The sequence below is a fragment of the Micromonospora sp. RV43 genome, from assembly GCF_001029515.1.
Taxonomy (GTDB): domain Bacteria; phylum Actinomycetota; class Actinomycetes; order Mycobacteriales; family Micromonosporaceae; genus Micromonospora; species Micromonospora aurantiaca.
Genome location: NZ_LEKG01000003.1, coordinates 101,107 through 116,852 on the forward strand (window position 1 = coordinate 101,107; position 15,746 = coordinate 116,852).

A 15,746-nucleotide genomic window follows, 5' to 3' on the forward strand; every position below is an offset into this window, starting at 1 on the left:
GGCGCCGCGCTCACCCGGTTCGGGCGAGGTTGACCCCGGATCGGGTGGGGACACGAGCCTCGACAGGTAGACCGCGGATCGCGGGAGGAGTCGCCCGGATGGTGGACATGACCACGAGATTCTTCGAGGACCTGGACCGGCGGGGGTTCGAGCCGCTGCTGGTCAAGACATCCGGAACGCTCCGCTTCGACCTGCACGAGGGCCCGCACACCACGCACTGGCTGCTGGAGATCGATCACGGCAACCTGCGGGTCCGGCAGGAGGACGGCGAGGCGGACACGGTGGTCGGCACCGAGCCGCGCCTGTTCGCCGAGCTGGTCGGCGGTGAGGAGAACGCCATCGCGGCGCTGCTGCGCGGCGACATGACAGTCGTCGGCGACCTGCGGCTCGTGTTGCAGGTCGAGCGGGTCTTCCCCGGTCCGCCGGACTCCCGGGGACCGCACCACACGTTCGGCGGGAGGGGTGCCTGATGCCCGGCAGCAACTCCGTCCGGATCCTGGACGGCAACACGTTCGTGGTGTGCGAGGACACCGGCGACATCGAGGCCACACCGAGCGAGCCGACCGGATTGTTCTCGCTCGACACGCGGTACCTGTCGAAATGGGTGCTCACGATCAACGGCGAGCGGCTCAACGCGCTGTCCTACGACGACCTCCAGTACTACGAGGCCCGGTTCTTCCTGGTGCCCGGCATGGCCACGCACTACATCGACGCGAAGCTGTCGGTCATCCGGGAGCGGGCGGTCGGCGGCAGCTTCCGCGAGACGCTGACCATCCTCAACCACGACGAGAAGCCGGTCGACCTGGAGATCCGGATGGACGCCGGATCGGACTTCGCCGACCTGTTCCAGGTCAAGGACGAGATCCTGAACAAGAAGGGCGAACACTACGCCGAGGCCGAGTCGGACCGGCTGCGCCTGGGCTACCGGCGGGGCAACTTCCGGCGCGAGACGCTCGTCTCCGCCAACCAGCCGGCCCGCTACGACCAGCGCGGTTTCGCCTGGAGCATCCGGCTGGAACCCAACGAGCAGTGGGAAGCGGTCATCGACGTGCAGACGTTCGCGATCGGCCCCGGCGGCCGGGACCTGCGGATGGGGCTGCGCGCGCACGGCACCGAGCGGCTCGCGCTCCAGCACGACCTGGAGGAGTGGATCAGCCGGGCACCGAAGCTGAACAGCGAGCACGAGGAACTCGCCGCGACGTACCGGCGGAGCCTCGTCGACCTCGCGGCGCTGCGCTTCTCGCCGCTGTCACTCGGCGGGCAGACGCTCCCCGCGGCCGGCCTGCCCTGGTTCATGACCATGTTCGGCCGGGACAGCATTCTCACCTGCCTCCAGGTGCTGCCGTTCGCGCCGGAGATGTCGAAGACCACGCTGCGGATCCTCGGCGCGCTCCAGGGCACCCGGTTCGACGACTTCCGGGACGAGGATCCGGGCCGGATCCTGCACGAGATGCGGTACGGCGAGACCGCCGCGTTCGAGGAGCAGCCGCACTCGCCGTACTACGGCTCGGTGGACGCGACGCCGCTGTTCGTGGTGCTGCTCGACGAGTACGAGCGGTGGAGCGGCGACGGCGCGCTGGTCAAGGAGCTGGAACGGGAGTGCCGGGCGGCGTTGAAGTGGGTCGACGACTACGCCGACCTGCTCGGCAACGGCTACATCTGGTACGAGCGGCGCAACACCGACACCGGCCTGGAGAACCAGTGCTGGAAGGACTCGTGGGACTCCATCTCGTACGCCGACGGCACGTTGCCGCCGTTCCCCCGGGCCACCTGCGAGGTGCAGGGGTACGCGTACGACGCGAAGATGCGGGCCGCCCGGATGGCCCGGTTGTTCTGGGACGACCCCGCGTACGCCGATCAGCTGGAACGCGAGGCGGCGGAGCTGAAGCGGCGCTTCAACAACGACTGGTGGGTCGCCGACCGAGGCTTCTACGCGCTCGCGCTGGACCCGGACGGGCGTCAGTGCGACGTGCTCAGCTCCAACATGGGCCACCTGCTGTGGAGCGGGATCGTGGACGACGAGCGGGCGGCGAAGGTCGCCGAGCATCTGGTCGGTCCCCGGCTCTGGTCGGGCTGGGGGGTGCGGACGCTGGCCGAGGGCGAGGTCCGCTACAACCCGATCGGCTACCACAACGGCACGATCTGGCCGTTCGACAACTCGTTCGTCGCCTGGGGTCTGCGCCGGTACGGCTTCGCCGAGGAGGCCGCCACGGTGGCCAACGGCATCCTCGACGCGGCCACCTACTTCGACGGCCGGCTGCCGGAGGCGTTCGGCGGCTACCCGCGCGAGCTGACCAAGTTCCCGGTGGAGTACCCGACCGCGTGCAGCCCGCAGGCCTGGTCCACAGGGGCGCCGCTGCTGCTGTTGCGCACCATGCTCGGTCTGGAGCCGCACGAGCAGCACCTGGCTGTCGACCCGCGGCTGCCGGTGGGCATGGGACGGATCGAGGTGCTGGACATCCCGGGTCGCTGGGGCCGGGTGGACGCGTTCGCCCGGGGCCGGCTCGACCTCGACGAGCTGGCCGACTGAGCGGGCCGGCGCCCGGGGCAAGTGCCGGCGTCCGGGCGGCGGGTGCCGGCGCCCGGGCGGCGGGTCAGTGCCCGGGCGGCGGCGCGGTGTGTGCCTCGTTCGGGGGGAGCAGGCAGAACTCGTTGCCCTCCGGGTCGGCCAGCACGGTCCAGCGCGGCAGCTCGCGCACGACTGTCGCGCCCGCCTCCAGCACCGCGGCCCGCTCCTCGGCGTCACCGACCAGGTCGAGGTGGATCCGGCCGGGCTCCGGCAGCACGTCGGCGGGGCTGATCCACAGGTCCGGACGCCGTCCGTGCGGGTCGCGCAGCAGCACCGCCTCGGTCGGCGCGAGCGTGCCCTCGGCGAGCTTCACCCGGTCCGCCTCGACCACCGGCAGCCCGGTGACCGCACTCCAGAACGGTGCGAGCAGGTAGGGGTCGCGGCAGTGGATGACGATCGCGGCGAGGTCGGGCATTCTTCGAACCTAGTCGCCCGCGGCGGCGGGCAGGACGCTGTCCAGGAACGCGGCGGCGGCCGCGCGCAGGTCGGGCCGGGCTAGGTCGAGCGCGTGACCGCCGTGCGTGAGCCAGAGATGCGTCGGGTGCCCGGCGGCGAGCAGCCGGCCGGCCAGCTCGACCGGCTGGGCGGCCGGCACCGCTTCGTCGTCGCGCCCCTGCACCAGCAGCACCGGTACGCCGGAGCCGAGGTGGGTGGCGACAGTCGCGTCGACGGTGGCCGGATCGCCCGCGGTCGGCGGACGGCCCAGCAGGTCCGTCCACGGGTCGTCGCCGGGAGCGCGCCGGCGCCGCTGCTCCGGGTCGAGCGGGTCGACGGGTGCCCAGTACGCGAGCACCCCCGCCACGTCGCCGGGCCGGTCCACCCCGCGCAGGCCGAGTTGAAGCGCCAGCATCCCGCCGGCCGAGTCGCCGCCCACCAGCAGCGGCAGGCCGCCCGCCGCGGCCCGGGCGGCCCGGGCCGCGACGCGGACGTCGTCGAGCTGCGCCGGCCAGCGCGCCTGGTGCGAGAACCGGTACGTGGCCGGGACCACGCGCAGCCCGAGCGACGCGAGCGCCGTCCCGTCCTCCTCGGCGCGGGCCCGCCATCCTCCGCCGTGGATCCAGAGCAGCACCGCGCGTTCGGTCATGTCGCCATCGTCGCCGGGCCCGGGCCGGTGCGCGACCCGGGTCTGCCGAGGGCAGATCGGCCCTACGGTCGCGTAACCTACTCGGGGTAAAGTTTCGACATGTCGGAACTCGTGTACCCCCCTGTGATCACCGCCGCGAAGACGATGTTCCGGCTCCTCGACCTGCGCCTGGACGTGTCCGGCAGCGAGCACGTGCCGCACACCGGCGGCGCCGTGCTCGCGTCCAACCACGTGAGCTACCTCGACTTCATCTTCTGCGGCTACGGCGCGCACCCGGCCAAGCGGCTGGTCCGGTTCATGGCCAAGGACAGCGTCTTCCGGCACCGCGTCTCCGGTCCGCTGATGCGCGGCATGAAGCACATCCCGGTCAACCGGGCCGCCGGCGCCGGGTCGTACGCCGCCGCTGTCGGCGCGCTGCGCCGGGGCGAGGTGGTCGGCGTCTTCCCGGAGGCGACGATCAGCCGCTCCTTCACCGTCAAGGACCTGAAGAACGGCGCGGCCCGGATGTCACAGGAGGCGGGCGTGCCGCTGCTGCCGGTCGCGCTCTGGGGCACCCAGCGGCTGTGGACCAAGGGCCGCCCGCGCACGCTGACCCGCCGGCACACGCCGATCACCATCATCGTCGGCGAGCCGATGGACCCGTCCGCCTACCCGGACGCCACGGCCATGACCGCCGACCTGCGTACCCGCCTGTCGGCGCTGGTCGACCGGGCCCAGCGGGAGTACCCGGACAAGCCGTCCGGCCCGGACGACGCCTGGTGGCAGCCGGCCCACCTGGGCGGCAGCGCGCCGACCCCGGAGGAGGCGGTCGAGCTGGACCGGTCCGAGCGCCGCACCCGCAGCGCCTCCTGACCGCGCCCGCGCGCCCGGCCGGCCGCTCGTGACGGGGGACCGTCAGCAGGCGGAGCCGGGCTGGCCGTGGGCCGGGAAGCCGGACCACGCCCACGGCGACGCCTCGTCCTCCGGCGGACGGTAGTAGTCGTCGCGGGACAGGAACTCCACCGGCAGCGAGCCCGGCAGCGTCACGGTGCCCAGCGTCGGGCCGGGGGAGGCGGCCGCCCGGACGGCGAGGACGTCCCGTTCCGGCGGGGACAGGTCCACCAGTTCGGCGTTGGCGAGCCGGAAACCGGCCACCGAGCGGCGTACCTGCCGGGCCAGCGCGGCCACCTGACCGACCGGGCCGGTCAGCGCCAGCGCCGGCTGCCGGATGGTGCGCAGCGCGTCGCACACGATGCGCAGCTCGCCGATGCCGTCGCCCACCTCGGCCAGCTCCAGCCGGGACGGCCACTGCCAGCGGATCTGCCCGCTGACCAGGCGGGACAGCCGGACCGGACGCCGGTGCCGGGCGGCCGCCCGGCTGTCCCGCCCGGAGACCACCGACAGGTCCGAGCCGGTGCAGACGTACGCCAGCCGGCGCTCGGTCACGGTGATCGTCGCCGGGGCGGGCAGCGACCAGCAGCGGACGTCCTCGGTCGGGCCGAGCAGGTGACCGGCGACGCGCAGGACGTGCTGACCGAGCAGGCGTTCGCCCGGCTCGGGCACCAGCTCGTAACGCCGGTCGAGCACGGGACGGGTGGGGTCGTCGTCGGCGTCGAACCGATGCGGTCCGACGAAGAAGGGTGTGGCGTCCTCCGGCACGGTACGACCTCCCGATGACGGTTGGCGGTACCGGTGAGCCTGCCCGATTCCTGGGGTGACTGTCATGACACCTGTTAGGGGGTCGGCCGGTCGGCCGAAGCCTGCGACCGGTAGATGCCGATATCTTCCGGTCGGACGAGTCCGTCCTCGATCGCCCGGGCGAGCAGCGCCGCCTTCGTGGCGGCCGGACGGCCCGCTCGGGTGTACTTGATCCGCGCACGGTCGACGTACTGCTTCACCGTGTGCTCACTGATCTGCATCCGGCGCGCCACCGACGCCTTCGACATCGACTGGAACCACAGCAGCAGCGCCTCGCGCTCCTTGTCCGACAGGGACGGACGATCCGGACGGGCGTCACCGACCATCGCCCCGGCCAGCGCCGGCGGCACGTACGGCCGGTCGCTCGCCGCCGCCAGCACGGTGGCCACGCAGTGCTCGCGCCCCTCGTGCTTGGCCAGGAACGCGACCGCCCCGGCGTCGAGCGCGGCGAGCATGGTCTGCGGGTCGCTGTGCTCGGAGTAGACCACCACCCGGCGCCCGGCCGCGCTCAGCTCGGCCAGCTTGTCCAGCACCATCCGGCCGTGCAGGCGCAGGTCGAGCAGCACCACCTCGGCGTCCGGCGCGGCCCGCAGCACCTCGTCCGGGTCGTCGCCGGTGGCCAGCACCCGCAACCGGGGCTCGCGGGCCAGCCAGGCGCGCACCCCGTCGATCACCACCGGATGGTCGTCCACGATTGCCACCCCGATCGGGGTTCCGGCGTTCACGTCCGCCGCCAGCGGGTCTGCGTCCATCTGATCTCCCCGTCCCGCTCGTGCAGGTGTTCCACCGGCCCGTCCCCGCCGGTCGCCGGCTCGTCCGGGCCGTCGTGATCCGGTGTCACCAGGCTGACCACCACCTCGTCCTGGCCTGCTACCACTGTGAGCCGGGCCCAACCCTCGGCGGCGGCGAGCGCCGCGGTGAGCGGGTCGGCCAGCCCGCGCCGGATCTCCACCGGCAACTCCGGCGGCGTGCCGACCGACACCAGGTCGATCGGCAGTCCGTTGCGTTCGGCCAGGTCGGCCGCCGCGCGCAGTTCGTGCAGCAGCGCGTCCGGCACGTCGTCCGACTCGGCGATGAGCCGGCGCAGCCGGGCCGCCGCCAGCACCGCGCGCCGCCGTACCGCCGGGTCGGCCGGGTCGGCGTCGCCCGCCGCCAGCTCGGCCAGCACCTCCTCGGCGGTGCCGCTGACCAGCGCCAGCCGTGCCTGCCGTTCGGTGCGGGCCCGCTCGGCCGCCTCCTGCTCCGCCGCCACGGCGAGCGTCGCCGCGGCGGTGGCCGCCCGGTTCCGGGCCTGCGCGGTGAGCGCGGCCGCGCCGACGAAGACCGCCACCGGCAGGGTGGAGGTGCCGTAGACGTACATCGCGGCCCGGCTCAGGTCGGCCGGCGCGGTCGCCCCGTACAGCATCACCGCCGCCAGCGCGATCGTGCCGTGCGCGGCGAGCATGACCAGCAGCCGGCGCACCGGCCGCTGCCAGAGCACCAGCAGGAAGAACCAGGCCAGGCCGCCCCACACCCAGTTGGCGGTGCTGAACAGGAACCGGTCGCCGGCCCCGGCGACCACCGCCGCGTCGACCACCAGCAGCACCGCGGCCAGCGGCCCGGCCGCCGGCAGCCCGCCGCGCAGCAGCCGTACGCCGGCCCCGACCCCGACCAGCGCGGTCACCAGCCAGCCCGTCGCCACCACGGCCGGGAAGGCCATCCCCGGCCCGGCCCGCAACACGGCCGGCAGCGCCACCGCCAGGTGCCAGGCCGCCGCGATGACGATCACGGCGATCCGCGCGCCGCCGTCGGACGCGTCGGCCACCGCGTGCGCCTCCGGCGGGGTCGTGGCCGCCGCGGAGCGCGTCGCCGTCCGCGGCCGGGGCAGCGGGCGCAGCGCGGAGCCGGCCGTCACGGCCGTACCCGACTCACTCGCCATCGGACCACTCCAGCCGAATCCGGGTGCCGGTGCCAGGGGCGGAAGTCACCACCGCCTGACCGCCCACAGTGCTCATCCTCCCGTGGATCGACTCGCGCAGCCCGTACCGGTGGGCCGGGACCGTGGACGGGTCGAAACCGGGACCGTCGTCGACCACCTCGACCACGACGGTGCCGCCCTCGCGGGCCAGGCGCAGCGACGTGGCCGCGCCCGGCGCGTGGCGTGCCACGTTCGCCAGCGCGGCGGCGGCGCTGTCGGCGAGCGCCGTGGCGACCTCCGCCGGCAGCCGGCACGGCGCGAGCGTCGCGGTCACCGCGAGCCCGGGCGTCCCGGCCAGCACCTCGCGCAGCCGTTCGTCCAGGTCGGTCTCGCCGGGCGCGGTCGCGGTCCGCGCGCCCGCCAGGGCGGTGAGGGTACGCAGATCGTCCGCGCACCGCTCGCGCAACGTCGCCGAGTCGGGTACGGCGCCGAGGCCGACCATGGTGAGCGTGCCCAGGACGGTGTCGTGCAGGTCGCGGTTCTGCCGCCGTTCGTCCTCGCGGGCGGCGCGTGCCACCACCGCCTCGTGGGACAGCCGCTGGTAGTCGGCGAACGCGGCGTCGGCGCGGGCGATCCGGCGGCGCATCACCGCTGTCATCACCGCCGCGCTGCCGGTCTGCACCAGCAGCGTCCCGGCGTGCGCCCGCGCCTCGACCGGGTTGCCGGCCAGCGTGGTGCCGGTGACGTACGCGGCGGTGACCAGCAGGCCGGCCGGCACGGACCAGCGGGCCGGGGCGGTGGCCTGCGCGTTGATGACTGTCGAGCTGGCCAGCACCGCGACCCAGCTGGCCTCGCCCGGCAGCACCTCCGGCGCGACGAGCCACGGGACGGCGAGCGCGGCGGCGGTGGTCAGCGCCACGTCCCCGGCGATCAGCGCGCCGCCGATGCCGTGCCGGAACGCGCGGAACGCGTACCAGACCGACCAGGCGGTCAGCACGACTACCGCGGGGACCAGCAGCGCCACCCGCACCGGTGGCGTACGCACCGACAGCGCGACCACCGCGCCGACCAGGCCGCAGGTGAGCCGCAGCAGCGCCGGCAGGGTGGTGAAGATCCGGCTGAACGCGTCACCCGCCGGACGTGCCAGCGGGGCCCGTGACAGGGGCATGGCGGCAGCGACCGGCATCGGGGGGATGTCCTTCCGGCAGCGACCCGGCCGGGTCCGCGCGGCATAGATTGACGCTGGAGAATAACATGGTTTGTCGCAACTGGTCACCCTTGGTGCTTGACGAGTTTCGCTCCGGCGTAAAGCAGACCGCACTCCGGCCCGGCGGTCAGCGGCGCGCGGCGGCGAGCAGGTGGGCGCTGGCGCCGAGGATCGCCGCGTCCCGCTCGAACGTCTCGGCGCAGGCCAGCGCGTCGGCGAACAACCGCTCGTGCGACCCGGTGCCGAGCGCGTTCAGCAGCGGCCACAGCGGACCCTCCACCCCGTACACCTGGGGGTCGGGCAGCCCGGCCGCGACGAAGTCGGCGGCCAGTTCCTCCGGCCGGTGGAAGAACGCGGTGGTGAAGCCCGTGCGGGGATCGTTCACGCCGGTCTCGTACTCGGCGCGCAGCAACCGACGGTTGTGCTCGTCGACGCGGCCCTGCGCGCTCAGGTCGATCAGCGCGGCGTGGCGGCTGATCGCCGCCGCCACGACCGTCCCGCCCGGCCGGGTCACCCGCGCCGCCTCGCGCAGCGCCGCCACCCGGTCGGCCTGCCGCGGCAGGTGGTAGAGCGGGCCGAGCAGCAGCGTCGCGTCCGCCGCCGCGTCGGGCGACGGCAACGCGCGGGCGTCCCCCACCGACGCGGTCACCAGCGGGTACGCGGACCGCGCGGCCGCCACGTGCGCGGGCACCAGGTCGACCAGGTGCACCCGGTAACCGGCCGCGGCGAGCGGACCCGCGTAGGCACCGGGACCGCCGCCGACGTCCAGCACGTCCGCGGGTGCGGCGGGCAGCAGCCGGGCGAGCAGATCGCGGGTACGCCGTGCCTCCAGCCGGCCCTGCGGTGACCCTTCCAGCCGGTCGGCCTCGGCGTAGACCTCGGTGTAGTAGCGACTGATGTCCGGTTCGGCCGGGCGGTGTGCGGGCATCGATCGATGGTCGCCGAGAAGCGGAGCCGCGGCATCCGGTTTACGGTTGCCGGTGTTTCCTACCCTGCGGGGTATGGCATACCAGCCGGCCATGGTGCCGCCGAAGAAGTCCAAGCGAACCTTGTTCATCGTGCTCGGCGTGGTGCTGGCGATCTGTTGCTCCGGCGGTGTGCTCGCCGGCTTCTTCCTCTTCCGGGCCGTGCAGGAAGCCACCGGCCCGGCCCGGTCCACAGCGGAGACCTATGCCGAGGCGATCGTCGACCGCGACTATCCCGCCGCGTACCGGCAGTTCTGCTCCTCGGTGCGCGACCGGGTCAGCGAGGCGGACTTCACCCGGCAGCAGTCCTCCCAGCCGGAGTTCACCGGCTACGAGATCACCGGGCTGAACGTGTCGAACAACAACGGGCGGGTGAGCGGGTCGACGACCATCCGCTTCACGCCTTCGGTCGGCACGAACGTGACCCAGTCGTTCCCGATGGTCAAGGAAGACGGCGAGTGGCGGATCTGCGAGTGAGCCGGTCGCGTGCCGCCGCGTGACACCTGATCCACTTGTCGCATGGCCTCATCTCCCGCCACACCGCTCCCGCCGGCCGTCGAGGACCGGCTCGCCCGCGAGCGCAACGTCTGGCTCTGCACGCTGCGCCGTGACGGCTCCCCGCACGTCACGCCGGTGTGGTTCGTCTACGCGGACGGCGTCTGGTGGATCGGCTGCGAGGGGCGCAGCGTCAAGGCCCGCAACGTGACGGCCGACCCCCGCGTCTCGCTCGCCCTGGAGGACGGTGTCCACCCGGTCGTAGCGGAGGGCGAGGCCCGCGTACACCGCACCGGCTTCCCGCCCGAGGTCGTCGCGGCGTTCGCGGAGAAGTACGGGGGATGGGACATCCGGCAGCCGGTCACGCCGGACGGTGAGCGGGTGCTGCTGGAGGTGCCCGTCCGGCGGTGGCTGCTCGCCGGAACGGCACGCTAGTCCCCGGAGAACCTTCAGGAGGAGATCTCGTTCGGGGCACCCGCCTCGTCGTCCGGCGGCGCACGCGATCACGCCCGAGACCACCGACGAAACCGGCGGGTCACCGCGGTCGGGATTCCTGTGCCACTCTCTGCGCCATGCGTCTGTCGCCGAGCCTGGGAGCCGCCGCGGTCGTGGCCGGCCTGCTGTCGGTCGGGGCGGCGCTGCTCGCCATGCCGGACGCGTCGCTGCTGTGGGCAGCGGTCACCCTGGCGGCCCTGTGCGGCCACGCGCTCACCACCTCCGGTACGCCCCGGGTGCGGCGGGGCGTCGCGGCCGGTGCCGGGGTGTTCGCCCTGGTGGCGGCGAACCTGCTCCGGCATCGGGGATGGGGGACGGACGCGGGCGACCTGGCCCGGGGCCAGGCGGCGGCGAGGGCGTACCTGCTGGAGCACTGGCAGGACGGCATGGACCGGCAGCGGCTCATCGCGTGGGGCCTCGTTCTCGGCGTACTCCTGCTCGCGGTCGCCGTGTCGGCGCTGCCGGCACGCGGCGGGCGGCTGGGTGTGGTGACGACGGTCCTGGCGGTGGCAGTGCTCGTCTGGTGCGTGGCGAGCGTGGCGCTGGCGCCCGGCGAACCGCCGCTGCTCGACCTGTTCGCCGCCGTGTGGCCGGGGTTGCTCGCCGTGCTCGTCACCGCCGGGTTGCTCGCGTCGTCCGGGTGGCGGAGCGACCGGCACGGGCTCCTCCCGACCGGGATGATCCTGCTGGCGCTGGTCGCCGTGAGGGCCTGCTCGGCTCTCGCCTCCGCGTGGGCGACCTGGTGGACCCTGGTCGAGCCCGCCGAGGACGCCTTCCTGCAACCGGGGCTCATGATCAGCGTGGGTGCTCCGGCGGCCAGTGCCATCGAGGTCTCCTCGGCCGTGGAGATGGCTGTCGCTCTGGGCGGCGTGGGGCTGGCCGTCGCCGGCGCACTGCGTGCCCACCGCGAGACCGAGGGCCGCTGAGACCTGCGGCGTCCGGCGGGCCGCGCCTACGGGTGGGTGTCGGTGATCGCGATGACCTCGTCGAGGCGGTCCAGCGCGGCCCGCAGCTCGTCGACCCTGGCCTGGATGCGCTCGCGCTCGGCGCGCAGCATGGCCCGCTGCGCCGGGTCGGTGTGCCCGGAGTCCCAGCACGGCAGGAGTTCCGCGATCCGGCTGCTGGTCAGGCCCGCCGCGTACATCTGCTGGATGAAGCGGACCAGCGTGACCGTGTCCGGCCGGTAGAGGCGCTGGCCGGACGGGCTGCGCCTGGGGAAGAGAAGACCCTGTTCCTCGTAGTAGCGCACCGCGCGCACCGAGACACCGGCGCCGCGAGCCACCTCCCCGATGCGGATCAGCGGCTCGGGCAACGGTGACTCCTCTCACCCCGGTCTCGGCGATCAACACTTGCCTCTGACGTCAACGTCAGGTCTTAGCGTACCGGGCATGGACATCACCAACTCGGTAGCCCTCGTCACCGGCGCCAACCGCGGCCTGGGCCGCGCCTTCGCCCAGCGCCTGCTCGAACGCGGCGCCCGCAAGGTCTACGCGACCGCGCGCCGGCCGGAAACCGTCGACCTGCCAGGGGTCGAGGTGCTGGCGCTCGACATCACCAGTCCCGCATCGGTGCGTGCCGTCGCCGCTGCCGCCCCGGACGTCACGCTGCTCGTCAACAACGCCGGGATCCAGACCGGCACCGACCTGGTGGCCGGTTCGCTGGACGCGGTGCGGCACGAGGTGGAGACGAACGTGCTCGGCCACCTGGAGATGATCCGGGCGTTCGCGCCGGCGCTCGGCCGCAACGGCGGGGGCGCGATCGTCAACGTGCTCTCCGCCATGTCGTGGTTCGGAACCCGAGGCGCCGGCGCGTACCACCTGACCAAGGCCGCCGCGTGGGCGATGACGAACGGCGTACGCCTGGAACTCGCCGACCAGGGCACGCTCGTGACGGCGGTGCACCTCGGCCTGGCCGACACCGACATGTCCGCCGGGTGGCCCGTCACCAAGATCGCGCCGTCCGACCTGGCCGACGCGGCGCTCGACGGCGTCGAGGCCGGTGCCGCCGAAGTCCTCGCCGACCAGTGGAGCCGCGACGTCAAGTCCCGGCTGACGCTGACGCCGGAGGAGTTCAACGCCGCGATGGACCGGGCCTTGGCGGCGCTGACGGCGGCCTGAGCGAGGTTCAACCCGCCCTGTTCGGTGGGCGCCTGATGTGCCTCGTGTTCTGGCCCCAGCCGGGTCGTAGCCTCGGTCGGAATAAGGTGCCAGCCGCTACGGTGGCCGACGTGAGCGACGACGTGCCTGTAGTCGAGGTGGTGCCCTACGACCCGGCCTGGCCCGAGCGATTCAGGATCGAAGAACGGCTGTTGTCGGAGGCGCTTCCCGCGGCGCTGAGCGTCGAGCATTTCGGCTCCACCAGCGTCCCCGGCCTGGCTGCCAAACCCGTCATCGACATCCTGGTGGTGGTGCCTGAGGTAGGTGCGGTGGTCGCCGACGTCCGGCCACTTGAGCAGCTCGGGTACGCCTACCGTCCGTTGGCCTTCCCGGACGACGATGAGCACTTGTTCTTCGCGAAGGACACGGCCGGAAAGCGAAGCCACCACCTGCACGTTTTCGGAGTCACGTCGCCGGTGCCGGAGGCGAACCGAGTCTTTCGCGCCTACCTCGCGGCCACCCCGGACGCTGCCCGTCGCTACGAGGCGGCAAAGAGGCGTGCAGCCGCGCTGCATCCCCACAGTCGGGCCCAGTACGGCGCAGCAAAGGAAAAGGTGTTTGCGCAGTTGTCGGCCGAGGCCCGGCTGTGGAGCCGATCCGCAGGTCGCCAGTCGGCAGAGGGCTAGATCTGGACGGGGTGCGCCTGCACGGCCCGCGGTGGACGGTCGCCCCGTCCGTCGCCGTCGAGGAGCGATGGCGCTCGCGTACCGGTCGCGGCTGTACTCTCCCGGTCGTGACCGCCTTCGACGCGGAAGCCGATCTCAGCGGGGACCGGGCTTTCCGCCTCATGAGCAATACGCCGGTGACTCTGTTCTGGCGTTCGCCGATCCTCGATCGGACGACCGGATGGCTACGCGATCACGGCTACCAGGTCACCCACCTGGACGCCTCCGGCTGGACGACCGAGGAGGCCATGCACCGGGACACGGCCGCCGTGCTCGGGTTCCCCGGCTACTACGGGCACAACCTCGACGCCCTCAACGACTGCATGCGCGACGTGGTGAGCCAGGAGTACGGGTGGACGCCCCAGGCGGCCGGCCTCGTCCTCGTGTTCACCGGCTACGACACGTTCGCCACGCACTGCCCGCTGTCCGCCCAGATCGTGCTGGACACGATGGCGCGCCACTCCCGAAGCGCAAGCCTGATCGGCCGCCGTCTCATGTGTCTCGTGCAGAGCAACGATCCGCAGATCCGGTTCCAGCCGGTCGGCGCGGTCCCCGCGCTCTGGAACGACGCGGAGTGGGCGGACGCCAACCGCCGACCGGCCTGACCGGGAAGCTTCCTTTCGACCGTCGGCGGCGGAGCGGCCTGCGAGAAGCGGTCGCCGTCAACCGGCGAGGTGACCGGTGGCCCGCAGCAGCGCCCGGGAGAAGCGGTTGAGATCGGCACCGGCTAGCTGCGGCGGGGTGAACCAGTCCAGCTCGCTGATCTCGTCGTGGTCGGGGACCGGCTCTCCGTAGGCGATGGTCGCCTGGTAGACCGCCGTGACGTAGGCGACGCGGTCGCCGTTCGGGTAGGTCACCTCGTAGTCGGGGCCGCCGAGCACGTCCAGCAGCCGCGGCCGGCTGATTCGGACGCCGATCTCCTCGCGGATCTCACGCACGGCCGCCTGGGCCGGCGACTCTCCGATGTCGACCGCGCCGCCGGGTACCGCCCACCCGTTCCCGTCCTCGGCATGACGTACCAGCAGGACCCGTGCGCGGTCGTCGACGACGACGACCGACACCGACGGCATCTGGATCAACTCGTGGCCGATCACCGCCCGCAGCCGGGCCACGTACGACGAGACGGCCATCAGAGCACGGTAGTCGCTGAGGGGACGCTCGTCATGGACCGGCGTCAGCGCCGGCGGATTCCTCTGCCGTGCGGACGGGTTCGAACACCCCGTTCTCGTTCACCCGCCAGCGCGAGTGGGCACCGCCTGGTTGTTCGAGCACGCGTCGCACCTGGCCGGCGTCGTCCAGCCGAAAGGAGCTGGGCTTGTGGAAACAGAGGATCCCGTCGAGATTCGTCGGGCGCAGTCCGAGCCTGGTCAGCAGGTGTTCCGCTGCATCGCACGTGTCCGCGGTCGGTACGACGTACGCCCGTCCGCGGTCGTTCTCGCAACAGCTACGCGTGTCGCAGACAGCCCAGAGGCTGGCCATGAGTCCGGCAAGGCCCGCATCGACACATGCCTCCCTGCCGTGCGCCCGGACGTGAATCTGGCGGTGCTTGGCGGCGATGAGGCCGCCGTTCGTCTTCTGGCACGTCGGGCACAACGGGTATGGCCCAAGCACGACCGGCAACAGTACCTCCAGAGCCCGGGAGGTGGAGAGTCGAGTCCCACACTTCTAATGTGGAGCGTAGTGGCCTGCGCCAAGCGCCCACTTGCCCGACATCACTTCTCGGCGCGGCTGGGCGCTTACAGTGGCCTCGGGGTCTGTGTCGATGGCTGTACGTTTGATCAATGGCGTCGGCTGAGAGAGGAAGCACCGGGCGCTTCCGAGATCCGAGGTACTGGCTGGGCGGCTTGGCTGCTGGCGAGGTTCTCGTCCGCTGCCCACGCTGTGCAGAACGTGCCTCGGTCCTTCCGTGTCCCGAGGAAGCCGACGGTACTCGGCACGACGTCTGGCTGCGTCGTCGGCTCAGTTGTCTCGGGTGCGCGTACACGGCCCTCTGGGAGGCCCCTCGACTCGCAAACAACGCGCGCGCGTTCCCTGAGTTCTCGGGCCCGAACGACCCGTACTTCGGCCAACCACTCTGGCTCTCGATCGAGTGCCGTGGGCGAGTGCTCTGGGCGTACAACGCCGAACACCTGGACCTGCTGGAGGCGTACGTGTCCGCTCAGCTGCGGGAACGCGGCCAGTACATGGGAAGCCAGACCCTGGTCGAACGCCTGCCGGCGTGGGTCAAGGAGGGCAGGCACCGGGCCGAGGTGCGGGGTGCGATAGGGCAGCTTCGGGCGTTCCTTGCCTGATCGGCGGCTGGCCCGCCGACGTTGCAACAGCGATGGTGCGGCGCGCTGCGAACCCACGGTCACTGGCCCACGGATGGCTCATGAGGGCCGTCGGCGGGGCTCCTTTACGTCGAGGGCCTGAGTTCCCCCCGCTTTGATGGAGCGGTGGTTACCTGCTGCCGGCTGGCGCAGGGGTGGCGATTGGTGGCTCGGCTGGCTCGGTCTGGCGGCTGTGCCAGGCGGTCTCGTACTCGTTCGGGCTGAGG

General features: G+C 72.7%; 19 protein-coding genes. 10 read left to right on the forward strand and 9 right to left on the reverse strand.

Features of this window, described 5'->3' with window-relative positions; genetic code table 11:
- Positions 1-98 precede the first annotated feature (98 nt).
- Both ABD52_RS02175 and ABD52_RS02180 read left to right on the forward strand, forming a co-directional pair.
- Complete coding sequence (locus tag ABD52_RS02175) at positions 99-470, forward strand: SCP2 sterol-binding domain-containing protein (protein WP_030502239.1); 372 nt, start codon at positions 99-101, stop codon at positions 468-470.
- A complete protein-coding gene (locus ABD52_RS02180) occupies positions 470-2,530 on the forward strand; it encodes a glycogen debranching N-terminal domain-containing protein (protein WP_047890579.1) in 2,061 nt (686 codons plus the stop codon). The genes ABD52_RS02175 and ABD52_RS02180 overlap by 1 nt, the downstream gene beginning before the upstream one ends.
- A 64-nt stretch (positions 2,531-2,594) precedes the next feature.
- Here the strand turns inward: ABD52_RS02180 and ABD52_RS02185 are convergent, their stop codons facing one another.
- Both ABD52_RS02185 and ABD52_RS02190 read right to left on the reverse strand, forming a co-directional pair.
- Positions 2,595-2,984, reverse strand: coding sequence for a VOC family protein (locus tag ABD52_RS02185; protein WP_047890580.1), 390 nt, complete (start codon positions 2,982-2,984; stop codon positions 2,595-2,597).
- A gap of 9 nt (positions 2,985-2,993) precedes the next feature.
- Positions 2,994-3,653: an alpha/beta hydrolase gene (locus ABD52_RS02190; protein ID WP_047890581.1), complete on the reverse strand. Its 660-nt coding sequence runs from the start codon at positions 3,651-3,653 to the stop codon at positions 2,994-2,996.
- Between the two features lie 99 nt (positions 3,654-3,752).
- On the opposite strand from ABD52_RS02190, the gene ABD52_RS02195 reads away from it, so the two are divergent.
- Positions 3,753-4,505, forward strand: a complete 753-nt coding sequence (locus ABD52_RS02195) for a 1-acyl-sn-glycerol-3-phosphate acyltransferase (protein WP_047890582.1) — start codon at positions 3,753-3,755, stop codon at positions 4,503-4,505.
- 42 nt (positions 4,506-4,547) lie between these two features.
- On the opposite strand, the gene ABD52_RS02200 is transcribed toward ABD52_RS02195, so the two are convergent.
- From ABD52_RS02200 to ABD52_RS02220, 5 genes are all read right to left on the reverse strand, one after another.
- Positions 4,548-5,291 (reverse strand): hypothetical protein, encoded by a 744-nt coding sequence (locus ABD52_RS02200; protein ID WP_030271290.1) that lies wholly within the window; start codon positions 5,289-5,291, stop codon positions 4,548-4,550.
- Positions 5,292-5,365: 74 nt separating this feature from the next.
- A complete protein-coding gene (locus tag ABD52_RS02205; RefSeq protein ID WP_013475435.1) occupies positions 5,366-6,082 on the reverse strand; it encodes a response regulator transcription factor in 717 nt (238 codons plus the stop codon).
- The gene (locus tag ABD52_RS02210; protein ID WP_047890583.1) at positions 6,052-7,248 is read right to left on the reverse strand and encodes a hypothetical protein; all 1,197 of its coding nucleotides are present in this window, start codon (positions 7,246-7,248) and stop codon (positions 6,052-6,054) included. The genes ABD52_RS02205 and ABD52_RS02210 overlap by 31 nt, the downstream gene beginning before the upstream one ends.
- Positions 7,238-8,413, reverse strand: coding sequence for an ATP-binding protein (locus tag ABD52_RS02215; RefSeq protein ID WP_047890584.1), 1,176 nt, complete (start codon positions 8,411-8,413; stop codon positions 7,238-7,240). The genes ABD52_RS02210 and ABD52_RS02215 overlap by 11 nt, the downstream gene beginning before the upstream one ends.
- 148 nt (positions 8,414-8,561) lie before the next feature.
- Positions 8,562-9,362 (reverse strand): class I SAM-dependent methyltransferase, encoded by an 801-nt coding sequence (locus ABD52_RS02220; RefSeq protein WP_047890585.1) that lies wholly within the window; start codon positions 9,360-9,362, stop codon positions 8,562-8,564.
- A 73-nt stretch (positions 9,363-9,435) separates the two neighbouring features.
- On the opposite strand from ABD52_RS02220, the gene ABD52_RS02225 reads away from it, so the two are divergent.
- From ABD52_RS02225 to ABD52_RS41355, 3 genes are all read left to right on the forward strand, one after another.
- On the forward strand, positions 9,436-9,876 hold the full coding sequence (locus ABD52_RS02225) for a hypothetical protein (RefSeq protein WP_013475439.1): 441 nt from the start codon (positions 9,436-9,438) through the stop codon (positions 9,874-9,876).
- Between the two features lie 42 nt (positions 9,877-9,918).
- Positions 9,919-10,329 carry a TIGR03618 family F420-dependent PPOX class oxidoreductase gene (locus ABD52_RS02230; RefSeq protein WP_047890586.1) on the forward strand — a complete coding sequence of 137 codons (411 nt, stop codon included), beginning with the start codon at positions 9,919-9,921 and terminating at the stop codon, positions 10,327-10,329.
- Positions 10,330-10,466: 137 nt separating this feature from the next.
- Positions 10,467-11,315, forward strand: coding sequence for a hypothetical protein (locus ABD52_RS41355; RefSeq protein ID WP_047890587.1), 849 nt, complete (start codon positions 10,467-10,469; stop codon positions 11,313-11,315).
- 26 nt (positions 11,316-11,341) lie between these two features.
- Here the strand turns inward: ABD52_RS41355 and ABD52_RS02240 are convergent, their stop codons facing one another.
- Positions 11,342-11,701 (reverse strand): MerR family transcriptional regulator, encoded by a 360-nt coding sequence (locus tag ABD52_RS02240; protein WP_013475442.1) that lies wholly within the window; start codon positions 11,699-11,701, stop codon positions 11,342-11,344.
- A gap of 76 nt (positions 11,702-11,777) precedes the next feature.
- On the opposite strand from ABD52_RS02240, the gene ABD52_RS02245 reads away from it, so the two are divergent.
- The 3 genes from ABD52_RS02245 to ABD52_RS02255 all read left to right on the forward strand — a co-directional run bounded on the left by ABD52_RS02245 (position 11,778) and on the right by ABD52_RS02255 (position 13,815).
- The gene (locus tag ABD52_RS02245) at positions 11,778-12,506 is read left to right on the forward strand and encodes an SDR family oxidoreductase (RefSeq protein WP_047890588.1); all 729 of its coding nucleotides are present in this window, start codon (positions 11,778-11,780) and stop codon (positions 12,504-12,506) included.
- A gap of 110 nt (positions 12,507-12,616) precedes the next feature.
- A complete protein-coding gene (locus tag ABD52_RS02250; RefSeq protein ID WP_161801594.1) occupies positions 12,617-13,171 on the forward strand; it encodes a GrpB family protein in 555 nt (184 codons plus the stop codon).
- Between the two features lie 107 nt (positions 13,172-13,278).
- A complete protein-coding gene (locus ABD52_RS02255) occupies positions 13,279-13,815 on the forward strand; it encodes a barstar family protein (protein ID WP_047890595.1) in 537 nt (178 codons plus the stop codon).
- A 57-nt stretch (positions 13,816-13,872) separates the two neighbouring features.
- Here the strand turns inward: ABD52_RS02255 and ABD52_RS02260 are convergent, their stop codons facing one another.
- On the reverse strand, positions 13,873-14,340 hold the full coding sequence (locus ABD52_RS02260) for an NUDIX domain-containing protein (RefSeq protein ID WP_047890589.1): 468 nt from the start codon (positions 14,338-14,340) through the stop codon (positions 13,873-13,875).
- A 972-nt stretch (positions 14,341-15,312) separates the two neighbouring features.
- Here ABD52_RS02260 and ABD52_RS40045 point away from each other — a divergent pair.
- Positions 15,313-15,501 carry a hypothetical protein gene (locus ABD52_RS40045; protein WP_053065259.1) on the forward strand — a complete coding sequence of 63 codons (189 nt, stop codon included), beginning with the start codon at positions 15,313-15,315 and terminating at the stop codon, positions 15,499-15,501.
- The last annotated feature ends 245 nt before the right edge of the window (positions 15,502-15,746 follow it).

Bases quoted from the DNA above. Each gene is read 5' to 3' on its own strand.
- ABD52_RS02175 (WP_030502239.1), top strand. From the start codon at position 99: ATGGTGGACATGACCACGAGATTCTTCGAGGACCTGGACCGGCGGGGG.
- ABD52_RS02180 (WP_047890579.1), top strand. From the start codon at position 470: ATGCCCGGCAGCAACTCCGTCCGGATCCTGGACGGCAACACGTTCGTG.
- ABD52_RS02185 (WP_047890580.1), bottom strand. From the start codon at position 2,984: ATGCCCGACCTCGCCGCGATCGTCATCCACTGCCGCGACCCCTACCTG.
- ABD52_RS02190 (WP_047890581.1), bottom strand. From the start codon at position 3,653: ATGACCGAACGCGCGGTGCTGCTCTGGATCCACGGCGGAGGATGGCGG.
- ABD52_RS02195 (WP_047890582.1), top strand. From the start codon at position 3,753: ATGTCGGAACTCGTGTACCCCCCTGTGATCACCGCCGCGAAGACGATG.
- ABD52_RS02205 (WP_013475435.1), bottom strand. From the start codon at position 6,082: ATGGACGCAGACCCGCTGGCGGCGGACGTGAACGCCGGAACCCCGATC.
- ABD52_RS02210 (WP_047890583.1), bottom strand. From the start codon at position 7,248: ATGGCGAGTGAGTCGGGTACGGCCGTGACGGCCGGCTCCGCGCTGCGC.
- ABD52_RS02215 (WP_047890584.1), bottom strand. From the start codon at position 8,413: ATGCCGGTCGCTGCCGCCATGCCCCTGTCACGGGCCCCGCTGGCACGT.
- ABD52_RS02220 (WP_047890585.1), bottom strand. From the start codon at position 9,362: ATGCCCGCACACCGCCCGGCCGAACCGGACATCAGTCGCTACTACACC.
- ABD52_RS02225 (WP_013475439.1), top strand. From the start codon at position 9,436: ATGGCATACCAGCCGGCCATGGTGCCGCCGAAGAAGTCCAAGCGAACC.
- ABD52_RS02230 (WP_047890586.1), top strand. From the start codon at position 9,919: ATGGCCTCATCTCCCGCCACACCGCTCCCGCCGGCCGTCGAGGACCGG.
- ABD52_RS41355 (WP_047890587.1), top strand. From the start codon at position 10,467: ATGCGTCTGTCGCCGAGCCTGGGAGCCGCCGCGGTCGTGGCCGGCCTG.
- ABD52_RS02245 (WP_047890588.1), top strand. From the start codon at position 11,778: ATGGACATCACCAACTCGGTAGCCCTCGTCACCGGCGCCAACCGCGGC.
- ABD52_RS02260 (WP_047890589.1), bottom strand. From the start codon at position 14,340: ATGGCCGTCTCGTCGTACGTGGCCCGGCTGCGGGCGGTGATCGGCCAC.